Source organism: Streptomyces endophytica (assembly GCF_026153355.1).
In the GTDB taxonomy this organism is placed as follows: domain Bacteria; phylum Actinomycetota; class Actinomycetes; order Streptomycetales; family Streptomycetaceae; genus Streptomyces; species Streptomyces endophytica.
The window spans coordinates 1,716,746-1,729,737 of the sequence record NZ_CP110636.1; the positions used below are offsets into that span (position 1 = coordinate 1,716,746).

At 74.0% G+C, this 12,992-nt stretch carries 7 protein-coding genes and 4 pseudogenes; 4 read left to right on the top strand and 7 right to left on the bottom strand.

The features are described 5' to 3' along the window. The first annotated feature begins 113 nt into the window (after nt 1-113). Complete coding sequence (locus OJ254_RS07770; protein WP_265361757.1) at nt 114-746, top strand: RNA polymerase sigma factor; 633 nt, start codon at nt 114-116, stop codon at nt 744-746. 197 nt (nt 747-943) lie between these two features. Continuing rightward, complete coding sequence (locus tag OJ254_RS07775) at nt 944-1,645, top strand: hypothetical protein (RefSeq protein WP_265361758.1); 702 nt, start codon at nt 944-946, stop codon at nt 1,643-1,645. Between the two features lie 146 nt (nt 1,646-1,791). Here OJ254_RS07775 and OJ254_RS07780 read toward each other — a convergent pair whose 3' ends face one another. Further along, nucleotides 1,792-3,111, bottom strand: a complete 1,320-nt coding sequence (locus tag OJ254_RS07780) for an MFS transporter (protein WP_265361759.1) — start codon at nt 3,109-3,111, stop codon at nt 1,792-1,794. A 214-nt stretch (nt 3,112-3,325) separates the two neighbouring features. Further along, nucleotides 3,326-4,345, bottom strand: a pseudogene (locus OJ254_RS07785) (aminotransferase class V-fold PLP-dependent enzyme); the annotation flags it as partial. On the opposite strand from OJ254_RS07785, the gene OJ254_RS07790 reads away from it, so the two are divergent. Next, nucleotides 4,344-5,768 carry an aminotransferase-like domain-containing protein gene (locus OJ254_RS07790; protein WP_265361760.1) on the top strand — a complete coding sequence of 475 codons (1,425 nt, stop codon included), beginning with the start codon at nt 4,344-4,346 and terminating at the stop codon, nt 5,766-5,768. The pseudogene OJ254_RS07785 and the gene OJ254_RS07790 sit on opposite strands and share 2 nt — an antisense overlap. A 132-nt stretch (nt 5,769-5,900) precedes the next feature. On the opposite strand, the pseudogene OJ254_RS07795 reads toward OJ254_RS07790, so the two are convergent. The 4 genes and pseudogenes from OJ254_RS07795 to OJ254_RS07810 form a co-directional block, all read right to left on the bottom strand. Continuing rightward, a pseudogene (locus tag OJ254_RS07795) lies at nt 5,901-6,980 on the bottom strand (SLC13 family permease); the annotation flags it as partial. Between the two features lie 480 nt (nt 6,981-7,460). Continuing rightward, nucleotides 7,461-9,428 (bottom strand): annotated as a pseudogene (locus tag OJ254_RS07800) (ABC transporter ATP-binding protein); the annotation flags it as partial. 133 nt (nt 9,429-9,561) lie between these two features. After that, nucleotides 9,562-9,693: a hypothetical protein gene (locus OJ254_RS07805; protein ID WP_265361761.1), complete on the bottom strand. Its 132-nt coding sequence runs from the start codon at nt 9,691-9,693 to the stop codon at nt 9,562-9,564. A gap of 195 nt (nt 9,694-9,888) precedes the next feature. After that, nucleotides 9,889-11,418 carry an MFS transporter gene (locus OJ254_RS07810; RefSeq protein ID WP_265361762.1) on the bottom strand — a complete coding sequence of 510 codons (1,530 nt, stop codon included), beginning with the start codon at nt 11,416-11,418 and terminating at the stop codon, nt 9,889-9,891. 153 nt (nt 11,419-11,571) lie between these two features. On the opposite strand from OJ254_RS07810, the pseudogene OJ254_RS07815 reads away from it, so the two are divergent. Continuing rightward, nucleotides 11,572-12,566: pseudogene (locus OJ254_RS07815) on the top strand (Lrp/AsnC family transcriptional regulator). A gap of 30 nt (nt 12,567-12,596) precedes the next feature. Here the strand turns inward: OJ254_RS07815 and OJ254_RS07820 are convergent. Further along, nucleotides 12,597-12,983, bottom strand: coding sequence for a VOC family protein (locus tag OJ254_RS07820; RefSeq protein WP_265361763.1), 387 nt, complete (start codon nt 12,981-12,983; stop codon nt 12,597-12,599). Nucleotides 12,984-12,992 lie beyond the last annotated feature (9 nt).

A 12,992-nucleotide genomic window follows, 5' to 3' on the forward strand; every position in this document is an offset into this window, starting at 1 on the left:
CGTCGTGACACTTTTGTGAGGGCGGACGCTGTTCACCATGGGAACCGCCGTGACGACCGGAGCACGGAGGCCGACACGGACCCGCAATGAACCCGGTGCGAACGAGGACAGTCTTGGGCCAGGCAGGGCAACCCCGGCGCGCGAAGACGTACGACGGGGAATTGGGCACAGCGGTCGCGCAGGCCCAGGACGGCGACGAGGCCGCCTTCGCGGTGGCCTACCGGCTCGTGCAGCCGGGCCTGCTCGGCTATCTGCACGGGCTGGTCGGTGCGGACGCGGAGGACGTGGCCTCCGACGCCTGGCTGGAGATAGCCCGCGACCTCGGACGCTTCCAGGGGGACGGGGCCGGGTTCCGCGGCTGGACCGCGGCCATCGCCCGGCACCGGGCACTGGACCACCTGCGCCGCCAGCGCGTGCGGCCCCGGGCCGGCGGGACCGAACAGGACGTGCTGAACCTGCCCGGACCGCACGACACCCATGACCAGGCCCTGGAATCCCTCTCCACCGAGCACGCCCTGGAGCTGGTCCGCCGACTGCCGCGTGACCAGGCCGAGGCGGTGCTCCTGCGGGTCGTCGTGGGTCTGGACGGTCCTGCCGCAGCACGCATCCTCGGCAAGCGCCCGGGAGCGGTGCGCACGGCCGCCCACCGGGGCCTGAAGCGTCTCGCCCGCCAGCTGGGTGTCGGCGGCGAGGCGGACGAGGGTGTGACGGATGGGGCTTCCCGAACGCTGGGGAAGTCGGAATGAACGACGAGGGCGACAGTGGACGGCCGAAAGGCGTCGAGCCCGGCACCTCGACGGATCGAAACGGTCGGACGAGAACGGAAGCGGACATGGGTGAACGGCTGAGCGGCGACGGAGCACCGGCCCGTCACCGGCATGGGCACCCTGACGGCAGCGTGTCCGGCCCGCCGGACGCGCCTGACTCCGCGACGCTGCAAACGGTGCTGGGCGCCGCCCTACGCACGCACCGCCCCGATCCCGAGGCCGAGCAGCGGGCCCTGGCCGCCTTCCGGGCGGCCGGTCACGGCACGGACGGGCGCCGGGCACGGACCCGGCGCCGGGACGACTGGCGGCCGCGCGAGGAGCGGCGGGTCCGGCGCCCGGCACGGTTGACGTTCGGCGTGGTGTTCGCCGGCCTCACGCTGGGCGGTGTCGCGGTCGCGGCCGTCGGTTCGGCCGGCTCGTCCACCGACGGTGCCGGTACCGGTCGGGGGAGCACGCACCCCTCTGCGGTGGCCCCGAGCCGGCCGGGCGGTACGGCCTCGCCGTCGCCCTCCGGCCGCCCCGGCCCCACGGACCGCCTCTCCCGCGCCCGGGACACCGAGGCCCACTGCCGCGCCTACAAGCAGGTCGAAGGGCACGGCAAAGCCCTCGATGCGACGGCCTGGAAGCGGCTCGTCGCGGCCGCCGGCGGAAAGGACAAGGTCGCCGCGTACTGCTCCGCGCAGCTGACGCGGGCGACGGGCGCGCCGAGCGGGCCGGCCGGCACGGGCAAACCCGGCAAGGGCGCCGCGAACGCCGGCAACGGCGCGGCGAGGAACGCCGGCGGCAACGCCACGCCCGACGCCAACCCCGGCAGCACGCACAACCCGACCGGGAACGGCCAGCCGAGCGAGGGGAGCGGCGGCGGGAAGCACCAGTAGCCCCCCGGGGAACGGTCGGTCTGCCGACGAGCGGGTGGCCGGAGTTCGGAGCCCGGATCGCGGGGTGACGGCGGCTCTCCGCGCCTGCCCAGCAGCAGCCCAAGGGCCCGACCGGTTTGCGGTCGGGCCCTTCGTGGTTCTCGTTCTCAGCCGGCGGCCCGCTCGTCCGCTCGCGGCGGCGCACCGGGGTCTTCCGGTGGTGGTGGCAGGTCGCGTAGGCGGGTCACCGGGGACAGGGCGAGGGGGATCAGGACGGCGGCGGAGGCGGTTGCCGCCACGGCCAGTGCGCCGTGGGCGCCGATCCGGCCGGAGAGGAGGCCCGCGGCCAGGCCGCCGAGGGCGCCGCCGCCGAACAGCAGGGTGCGGAAGGCCGCCGTCATCCGGCCCATCATCGACGGCGGGGTACTGGCCTGGCGGAGGCTGACGATGAGGACGCCGGCGACGCCGAGTCCGAGGTAGGTGGTGAAGAAGGAGAGGACGAACATCCCCAGCATCACCGGTCTGGGGCCGGCGGCCAGGGCGATCAGCGCCGGGCCGATGAGGAGGGCGGACTGGGCGACGAGGTAGACGAGGCCGAGCCGGAAGCGCCGGATGACCTTGCGGGAGATCGCCGCGCCGATCAGGCCGCCCACGGAGGCGGTGGCGAGGATGCCGCCGAGAGTCGTCGAGTCCAGGTGCAGGTCGCGCGTTCCGTACAGCAGGAACATCGTCCACACGGTGATCATGGAGAAGTTGCAGCAGAACCCGATCAGGGCCAGCGACCGCAGGACCGGGTTCCTCAGTACCCAGCGCAAGCCGTCCCGGAGTTCGGTCGGCAGGTGCCGTCGTGCGGCCGGCGGTTCGGGGCGCGGCTCGGGCGTGCGGATGAGCAGCAACGAGATCAGCGACACCAGATAGGAGAACGCGTCGACGATCAGCGCCACGGGTGCGGTCAGGGCGCCGACCAGGACGCCCGCGAGCCCGGGCCCCGCCACATCGGCCGCCGATGAGCTCATCCCCATCTTGGCGCCGGCTTCGACGTAGTGGCGGGGGTCGCGTACGAGCGTGGGGACGTACGACATCCAGCTCACGTCGAACAGCACCGAGGCGACGCCGACGGTGCAGGCGATCACCAGCAGCGGGACCAGGCCGAGCGCGTCCGTCCAGTACAGAACGGGGACGAGGGCCAGCAGGAGCATCCGGACGAGGTTGGCGCCGAGCATGAGGCGGCGCCGTCGGGACCGGTCCGCCCACACCCCGAAGACCAGGGCGAGCCCGAGGTACGGGACGAGTTGCAGGAACCGCAGGACGCCCAGCTGCTCGTCGGTGGCGTGGAAGGCGTTGAGCGCGGTCAGCGGCAGCGCGAGGTTCGTGACCTGGGTACCGAGGAGCGAGAGGGTCTCGCCGCACCAGAACCTGAGGAAGTCGCCGTTGCGCCAGAGGCTTTCCGTGGCCGGTTCCCCGGTGCGGGCCTGTGTGGCGGTCATCGCCGTCCCTGGCCGGCGAGCTCCGCGACCGCGTCCGCGACGTGGTCCACTTCCTCCTCGGTGTTGTAGTAGTGCGGCGACAGGCGCAGGCACCAGTCGACGTCCTTGTCCCGAAGTCGAACTGCGCGAACTCCCGGAAGCTGAGCGCCGAGTTGATGCCGCGGGCGTCCAGGGCCGCCTTGAACGGCTGCGGCTGCCAGCCCGCCACGCCGAAGGTGACGAGCGCGGCGAGGCGCGGGCCGCGGTCGAGCACGCGCACCCCGGGGATGGGCGCGAGCCGGTCGCGGAGCCGGGCCGCGAGCGCCGGAGTGCGCCGCTCGATGGCCTCGATGCCCACCTTGCGGGCATAGCGCGTCGCGGCGGCGCTGCCGAGCACCGTGGCGTACGGGAACTCCCACTCCTCGAACCGGGCCGCCGTCTCCACGGGCCGGTAGCCGCCCGGCTCGGTCCAGCGGGCGCCGTGCATGTCGATGAACAGCGGTTCGTAGCCGGCGCGCAGGACGCGGTCGGACACGTACAGGAATCCGGAGCCGCGCGGGCCGCGGAGGAACTTGCGGCAGGTGGCGGTGAGGAGGTCGCAACCGATCTCCGCCACGTCGAGGCCGAACTGGCCCACCGACTGGCAGGCGTCGACCAGGTAGAGCAGGTCCAACTCCCGGCAGTGGCGGCCGATTTCGGCGATGGGTGTGACCAGTCCCGAGTTGGTGGGGACATGGGTGGCGGACACCAGGCGGGGGCGGTGGGTCCGCATCAGCGCGGCCATCGCCGCCACATCGACCCCGCCCTCCGGGGCGTTGGGCGCGTGGACGATACGTACGCCGAACCGCTTGCGCAGGGAGAGGAAGGCGATCTGGTTGGAGATGAAGTCGTCGCGGGTGGTGAGGATGGTGTCGCCGGCCTCGAACGGGATCGAGGACAGGGCGTTGGCGTAGGCGTGGGTGGCGCTGCCCGCGAAGGCGATGTTGCCGGGCGCGGTGTTGATGAGGGCGGCGATCTCCGTGTAGAAGCCGCGGACCTCGGCGGCCCGGGCGGCCGACGCCTCGTAACCACCGATCCGGGCTTCGAGGTTGAGATGGCCGATCATCGCGTCCGTCACGGGCAGGGCCATCAGTCCGCAGCCCGCGTTGTTGAAGTGGATGACCCGGCGGCACCCCGGGGTCTCGGCCCGCAGAGCGGCGACGTCGAGCTGAAGTGCTTCCTGACCCGAACCAGAAGCGCTATTGTGATCTCTCATGAATGACGGTAGCACTTCTGGGGAGTTGGCCGACAGTCTCCGTACGCTGGTCTCCCGGATGTCGCCCGGCGACCGGCTGCCGAGCAGCCGGGAACTGATCAAGGAGTACCGGGTCGGCCCGGCGACGGTGGCGCGGGCCATCGCCGCGCTGGCCGCCGAGGGCGCGGTGGTGACCCGTCCGGGCAGCGGGACGTTCGCGGCGCAGCGCCACCGGCTGCGCGACGCGGCCGGCGGCGGCCCGGACACCGACTGGCAGACGGTCGCCCTCACCGACCGCGCCGTCGACACCCACCTGATCGCCGACCCGCTCGGCCCGCCACCGGCCGGGACGATCACGATGGACGGCGGCTACGTGCACCGCTCGCTCCAGCCCACCCGGGCCCTGAGCGCGGCGCTCGCGCGGGCGGCCCGCCGTCCGGACGCCTGGGACCGCGCCCCGGCCGGCGGCCTGACGGCGCTGCGCACCGTGTTCGCCGGGATCGTCGGCGGCAGCGTGGCGCCGGAGGACGTGCTCGTCACCGCCGGCGGACAGAGTGCCCTGTCGATCGCGTTCCGGGCCATCGCCGGGCCCGGCAGCCCGGTCCTGGTGGAGTCCCCCACCTATCCCCGGGCGCTGGCCGCCGCCCGCGCCGCGGGGCTGCGGCCGGTTCCGGTACCGCTCGACGCCGACGGCCTGCGGCCCGACATGCTGGCCGACGCGTTCGCGATGACCGGCGCGCGACTGCTCTACTGCCAGCCCACTTTCCAGAACCCGACCGGCGCCGTGCTGGAGCCCGCACGGCGCCACCAGATCCTCGATGTGGCGCGCGCCTCGGGCGCGTTCGTCCTGGAGGACGACTTCGCGCGGCACCTGGGACACGGCGGCGCGGTGCCGCGGCCGCTGGTCGCCGACGACCGCGACGGCACGGTCGTGCACGTCACCTCACTCACCAAGCCCGCCGCCCCGAGCCTGCGGATCGGGGCGCTGGTGGCCCGCGGACCGGTCATGGAGCGCATGCGGGCGGTGCGCCTGGTCGACGACTTCTTCGTCACCCGCCCGCTCCAGGAGGCCGCGCTGGAGGTGCTCAGCTCCCCGTCCTGGGAGCGGCACGTCCGCTCTCTCGGTACGGCGCTGCGGGAGCGGTGCGCCGTACTGGCCGCCGCGGTCGCCCAGGAGGTTCCCGGTGCGACCCTGGCCGGGTTGCCCACGGGCGGGCTGCACCTGTGGGTTCGCCTGCCACCGGGCGTCGACGACACCGTCCTCACCGGCGCCGCGCGGCAACGCGGCGTCGCCGTCAGCGCCGGCAGTCGCTACTTCGCCACCGAGCCGCCCGCGGCCCACCTGCGTCTCGGTTTCGCCGCGACCGCCGATCACGCCGAGCTGACCGAGGGCGCACGACGGCTGGGAGCCGCACTCGCCGACCTCGGCCCGAAGGAAGGGTGAGCCGCGGAACGGCCGGTGACCTGCGGTCTCCTGCGGTCTCCCGCGGCCCGCCCGGTCAGGAGAAGTGCAGTGCCCCCCACAGAGCCACGACCGCGAGGGTGAGGGTGAGCGCGGCGGGCACCGTGAGGAGGCCGAGGCGGGTGCGGCGAGCGCCAGGAGGGTGGGGAGGGCGGTGGGGTGTCCGCCGGGGGTTCCGCCCGGGACCAGGTGGCTCAGGCCGGCGGCCAGGCCGTTGTCGACGACCGCGCGGACCACGAGTCCCAGGGAGAGGACGAAGGCGAGGAACGGCAGCGAGGCGGCCCTGAGGAGGCCGAGGGCGGTGGTGCGCCGCCGTATCAGGGCGCGTACGGCGAGCAGCAGGGCGCCGGCGGTCGCCGCCCAGGCCGGGTCCACGCCCACGGCCGAGGCGAGGAGGAAGCCCGCCAGCGTGCCGGCCACGGTGAGCAGCGGGAACAGCGGTAGTGGGGGTTCCACGGCGGTCTGCGCGCCCGGGGCGGTGGCCGCCGCGTCGACGTCGGTGGCCGTCACGTCGAGGGCGGTGGCCGCCGCGTCCGGGTCCGTGCCCCCCGCGTCCGGGTCGGTGACCCCCGCGTCGAGGTCCGTGGCGAAGAAGCGGCGGAAGACCGCGTACTCGACGGCGATGGCCGCGAGCCAGGGCAGGGCCATCAGCGCCGCGAAGCGGGTGAAGCTCAGGCCGCTGGCGGCGAAGGCGAGCAGGTTGGTGAGGTTGGAGACGGGCAGCAGGAGCGACGCGGTGTTGGAGAGGTGGGTGCAGGCGTAGACGTGCGGCTTGGCGCGGGCGCCCATCCGCGCGGCGGTGGCGAGGACCACCGGGGTGAGCAGCACGATCGTCGCGTCGAGGCTGAGCACCGCGGTGATGGCGGACGCCAGGCCGAAGACCGCGGCGAGCAGCCGCCGGGGCCGGCCGGCCGCCGCCCTCGCCGTCCAGGCCCCGCACGCGCGGAACAGCCCTTCGTCGTCGCAGAGCCGCGCGAGCACCAGTACGGCCGCGAGGAACCAGATCACCGAGCCGAGGCGCCGGGCCTCCTCGTGCGCGTGGGCCAGGGAGAGCGCCCCGGTGCCGACGACCACTACGGCGGCGGGCACCGCGACCGCCGCCTCCGGCAGCCGGAAGGGCCGGGCCACGGCGCACACCAGCACCAGGACCAGCAGCGCGACGGAGAGGATCTCCGCGGGGAGCGCGGGCAGCATGGGCGGGCCGGTGAGCGCGGGCAGGGCGTACTGCTTGTTCAGGGGGTGGTCTGCCTCTCGCTCCGCTGGGCCCTCTCGGCCCGGTGGGCCCTCTCGGCCCGGTGGGCCCTCTCGGCCCGGTGGGCCCTCTCGGCCCGGTGGGCCCTGTCGGCCCGGTGGGCCCTGTCGGCCCGTTGGGTCCTCTCCGTCCCGTGGTCCGGGAGGGGGACGCGGCCAACCATGGAACCGGGTCGGGGTGCCGACACCGAAACCGACCGCCCCTTCCGGCACGTACCGCGCCCTTGCCCCTACCGCCGGCACCGGCACCGGCCGCGCCCTTGTGCCGCTCCCCCGCCCGCGCCGCCGCGGTGGCGGGCGCTTCCTGACGCCGTGGCGCCGCTCCCGCCCCCGCATCTCAGCCGTGCCAGGGCCCCGCCCCCGGCTGTCCCGCCAGGCGGTGCGGCGGCGCCGGCTGCCCGTTGTGGCCGGCGGGTGGGCGTGGAAGAGCGTGGAGTACAGGCCGTTGTGGGCCAGCAGTTCGGGGTGGGTGCCGGATTCGACGAGGCGGCCCTGGTCGAGGACGAGGATGCGGTCGGCGTCGGTGGCGAGGTCCAGGTCGTGGGAGATCACGAGGGTGGTGCGGCCCTCCGCGAGGCGCCGCAGGGGGGCGAGAATGCGCTGGGTGGCCAGGATGTCCAGGCCCGTCGTGGGCTCGTCGAGGACGAGGACGGGGGCGTCGCGCAGCATGGCGCGGGCGATCGCGACGCGCTGCAGCTGGCCGCCCGAGAGCCGGGCGGTGCCCGGGGCGATGACCGTGCGGTAGCCGTCCGGGAGGGCGGAGATGAAGGTGTCGGCGTCGGCGGCGCGGGCGGCGCGGACCACGTCCTGGTGGGTGGCGTGCGGGCGGCCGCAGCCGATGTTCTCCTCGATGGTGTCGTGCAGGACGAGGGTGTCCTGGGGGAGCAGGGTGATGTTGCGGCGCAGCTGGGCGAGCGGCATCTGGTGGACGGGGATGTCGTCGAGGCGGACGGTGCCGGTGTCCGGGTCGTAGAACCGCAGCAGCAGCGCGGCCAGGGTGGACTTGCCGGCGCCGCTGGGGCCGGTGAGGACCAGCAGTTCGCCGGGGACCGCGGTGAAGGAGAGGTCGTGCAGGACCTCGTCGGGGCTGTCGGGGTAGTGGAAGTTGACGTGCCGGACCTCGACCTCGCCGAGGGCGCGGGTGAAGCGCGGCGGGGCGACGAGGGACGGCGGCGGGTCGGTGACCGCGGGGCGGGCGTCGAGGATCTCCAGCAGGCGCTCGGAGCCGGCGGTGGCCTCGGTTGCGGTGAGGCCCAGCTGTCCCAGGGAGCGGATGGGCGGGTAGAGGTAGCCGATGAACGCGGCGAAGGCGAGCAGCTGGCCCAGGGTCATCCGGCCGGCGGAGATCTCCCACGCGCCGAGGCCGATGATCGCCAGGACGCAGAGCGTTTCGAGCAGCTCGACGATCTGCTCGTACAGCTCGTTGAGGCGGGCGCTGGTCACCGAGGCCCGGAACCAGGCGCGGGCCTGCCGGTCCAGCCGCTTCTCCTCCTCGTGCCGGCGGTTGTACGCCTGGGTGAGCACGACGTTGACCAGGCCCTCCTCGACGACCGAGGTGATCGCGCCGTCCGCCGCGCGCTCGCGGCGGGACACCTCCTTGACCCGGCCGGTGAAGCGGCGGGTGGCGCTCCAGAACACCGGTGCCAGCACGAACGTGGCCAGCGCGAGGTCCCAGCGCAGCCAGAGGGCCGCGCCGGCGTAGAAGATGACGCCGAAGAGGGCGGTGGCCGCCTGGACGAGCCCGGAGACCACCAGCTGTTCGATGGCGTCGACGTCACCGGTGAGCCGCTCGACGAGGTCACCGCGCCGGTTGCGCTGGAAGAAGTGCGGCGGCAGCGTCTGGAGATGGGCGAAGACCCGGGCCCGTAGGCGCATCACGAAACGCTCGGCGGTCCAGGCGGCGAGCGAGTTGCCGAGGTAGCCCACCACCGCGCCGATGACGGCCACGGTCAGCCACAGCCCGGCCGGCTGCCAGAAGGCGCTGACCGAGCCCTTCTGCAGGGCGTGGTCGGTGAGTTGGGCGAAGAGGAGGATGGCCGCGGTCTCGGTGAGCGCGGCGGCGACGGCGCACAGGCAGACCAGGAGCAGCCAGCGCCGGTCGCCCTTGGTCAGCGGCCAGAAGCGGCGGAGCGACTCCTTGAGCCCGACGCGCCGGGTGCGGATGGCGGGGTCGGCCAGCGGGCCCCACAGACCGCGGCCGAGTCCTTCGGTCGCGGGCTCCCTGTCCGGGGGTTCCCGTTCCGGGCCGCCCTCAACGGACGCGCGTTCCGGGGCCGGTTGGGGCCATGGCGGTGCCGACGCCGCCGGTGGTGATGCGAAGGCTTCGGTCGGCGCCGGGGCCGGTGGCTTCTCGGTGCGCACCGGCCGCCGTCGCGAGCTGCGCAGATGCATGATGGCCACGCCGTATCAGTCAGCTGGTCGGACCGGGCGGAAAGGCCGCTGAGGGGCCCTCACGCACACCCGCTCAAACGCACGAGGCGGACCCGCGCGCCACGCGAGCCTGCCTCGAACTCAGAGGTGTGGATCAGTAGTCGTAGTCGAAGTAACGGCGCCTGTTGTGCCGGCGGCCGTGCCTGCGGCGACGCCTCCTGTAGCGGTCCCGGTCACGGTCCCAGTCGCGCCTGTTGTTGCGCGGGAAGACTTTCCGGAAGCTCATGCTGCCTCCTTGATTGTTTCCTTTCCGACGCCCCGTTACCGGTGGCGTCAACTCCCAAGCTACGTCGCCGACCTACTGACAACAAGGAAAATACGTGAAATTTCAGACGAAAGCTGAAATTCTTAATTTTTCTGCACAGAGTGGACAATTCATCACTCTGTGCAGCCGCCATTCCCCACGTCCCGGACCGCCCGTTCACCGATCACCCGCCGTGGCCGCCACGGGACTTGGCCGCATACCGGCCGCGGCGACGACGGTGCAGGCGAGCAGGGCGACCGCGGCCCAGAAGGCATCGCGTACGCCGTGCAGCGCGAAGAGCGCGCCGGTGACGCCGGCCGACGGGGCCGCGGGGGCGCTGAACGCGTGGAAGAAGACCGCGCCGAACAGTGCGGTGCCGAGCGTGCCGCCGAGCTGCTGGGCGGCGTTGAGCAGCCCGGCCGCCGAGCCCGTCTCGTGCGGCCGGACCCGGTGCAGCGCGGTGGTGAAGAACGGGACGGCGAACAGCCCCTGCCCCAGCCCGCAGACCGCCAGCGCCACCGGCAGCGGCCACGGGTAGGAGGCGGCGGGGGCGGTGGCGTAGACGGCGACGGCGGTCAGCGCGCCGGCGAGCAGCGCGGCGAGCCCGGCGAACATCACCCGGGAGCCGTAGCGGGGCACCAGATGGGCGCCGGCGCTCCAGGACGCCACCGCCATCGCGGCCGACCAGGGCAGCAGGGTGAGCCCGGACGACCGGGCGTCGGTGTGCAGGCCGAGCTGGAGCTGCAGCACGACGACCATCATCAGGCCGTTCACCACCGCGAAGAACAGCAGCGAGGCGGCCAGCGCAGCGGGGAAGCCGCGGCCGCGGAACAGTCCCGCCTCGACCAGCGCGCTACGGCCCTTACGGGCGCGGCGGCGCTGCTGCAGCCCGAAGACGGTCAGCACGGCGAGCCCGCCGGCCAGGACGGCCCACGGCCGGAGCGCGAACCGGGTCAGCCCGCCGTCGAGGAGCGGCTGGACGAGCAGTCCGGTGCCGAGGACGGCCAGCGCCGTGCCGGTGAGGTCGAGCCGCGGCCGCCGCTCCGAGCGGTCCTCGGGCAGCAGCGGGGTCGCGGCGAGGACGGCGAGGCCGAGCGGGAGGTTGACGAGGAAGACCGCCCGCCAGGACGAGCCGAGCAGGTCGGCGTGGGTGAGCACCCCGCCGAGCACCGGCCCGCAGACCGCGGCCAGCCCCATCACCGGGCCGATGCTGCCCATGGCCCGGGCCAGCGCGTCGCCGTGGAACATGGCCCGGATCAGCCCGATGGTCTGCGGGATGACCAGGGCGGCCGCGGCGCCCTGGACGGCCCGCGCGGCGATCAGCATCGCCGGGGAGCCGGCCAGCGCGCAGACCGTGGAGGCCAGGACGAAGCCGGCGATCCCCAGGCGGAGCAGCCGCCGGCGGCCGGCGATGTCACCGAGCCGGCCGCCGGTGATCAGCAGCACCGCGAAGGGCAGTGTGTACGCGGCGCTGTACCAGGGGATGCCGGACGCCGGCCCGCCGAGGTCGGCGTGGATCACCGGGGCGGCGACCGTCATGATCGTGGAGTCGAGCAGGTTCATCGCCTCGGCGAGCAGCAGCGCCGCCAGCGCGGCCCCACGCCGGGGGTACGGCGCGGCCGGCGGACCGGCCGGGCCCGCCGGCCGCGGGCGGGCCGGCCCGGAGCGCTTCGAAAGCGGGTGGTTCGACAAGGGGTGGTTCGGCATGGGGTGTCCCTTCGGCCGTCACGGATGCACGGCCGAGCCTGCGGGCGCGTACGGTGAACATTCCAGCCAGGGGGTTCCGGTCGCGGATTCTTTCCATCACGGGCCCCTTCGGCGAAGGATTCATCCATCCGCGCACAGTCAGGAGGCCCGGGCATGCCGCTCGACGAGATCGACCGCGGGCTCGTCCACGCACTGCACCTCGACGGCCGGGCGCCGTTCAGCCGGATCGCCGAGGTGCTCGGCGTCTCGACGCAGACCGTGGCCCGCCGCTACCGGCGGCTGTCCGCCGAGGCCGGTCTGCGGGTCGTCGGACTGACCGATCCGCACCGCGCGGGCCGGGCCCAGTGGCTGGTCCGGCTCACCGCGACCCCGCACAGCGCCCAGGACCTCGCCCGTGCGCTGGCCCGGCGGCCGGACACCTCGTGGGTGAAGCTCGCCTCCGGCGGGACGGAGATCATCGCCGTGGTGCACACCCCGGCCGGCGGCGCCGACGGCCGGTCCCTCCTGCTGCACGACATCCGCGCACCGCCGGCATCACCGCGGTCTCCGCGCACTACCTGCTGCACACCTACCTCGGCGGCCCCACCGCCTGGCGCGGCCGCGCGAACGTCCTCGACGCGCGACAGCGTCGCCAACTCGCGCCCTCGACAAGGGAGAACGCCGCCCCCGCCCCCTCCGCGGGCGCCGCGCCGGCCGACGAGGACCGGGCACTGCTGTCCGCGCTGCAGCGGGACGGCCGGGCCGGCCAGGCCGAACTGGCCGCGGCCACCGGCTGGTCACCGGCCACCGTCGCCCGCCGGCTGGCCGCCCTGCGGGCCTCCGGTGCGCTGTTCTTCGACGTCGAATGCGATGACGCGCTGTTCGGTGCCACCACGCAGGCGCTGCTCTGGATGACGGTGGCCCCCGCCCGCCTGGAGCAGGTCGCCACCGCCCTGGCCCGCCACGACGAACTCGCCTTCGTCGCCGCCACCACCGGACGGACGAACGTGGTTGCGCACGCCCTCTGTTCCGACCCGGCTGCCCTGCACCGCTACCTCACCCACCGCCTCGGCGGCCAGCGCGCGATCCACGCCCTGGAGACCGCACCGGTGCTCCGCACCCTCAAGGCGGCCGGGCCACTCGTCGCGCCCCCTACGAGGGCACGGTGACGCACCGTCGACCGGGACCGGGGCCCCGCCTCACCACGTCTGCCGCTGGGTGACCCCCACCACGTAACCGTTGAGGTCGGTGAAGTAGAAGAGCTTCTGGCCGTGGTGGGTCAGCACGTCCTTGGTGACGCTGACCAGGGGGCGGATCCGTTCGACGTAGGCCTCGAAGTCCTCGACGGCCAGGTAGAACATGCCGAACGCGCCCACCGGGGTGTCCTTGAGGACCGGGAGCCAGCCGCGCAGGTGCTGGTCCCGGTAGACCATGAACGCGAATTCGCCGTCGAAGAGCAGGATGCGCAGGTCGTCGTCCGAGTCGTCGGTGCCCGGCAGGGCGGTGAAGCCGAGCTTCTCGTAGTAGTCGCAGGCCGCCTGGGTGTCGGGCACGCCCAGGCACGGGGCGATGACGGGGGACTTCATCGGGCTCCT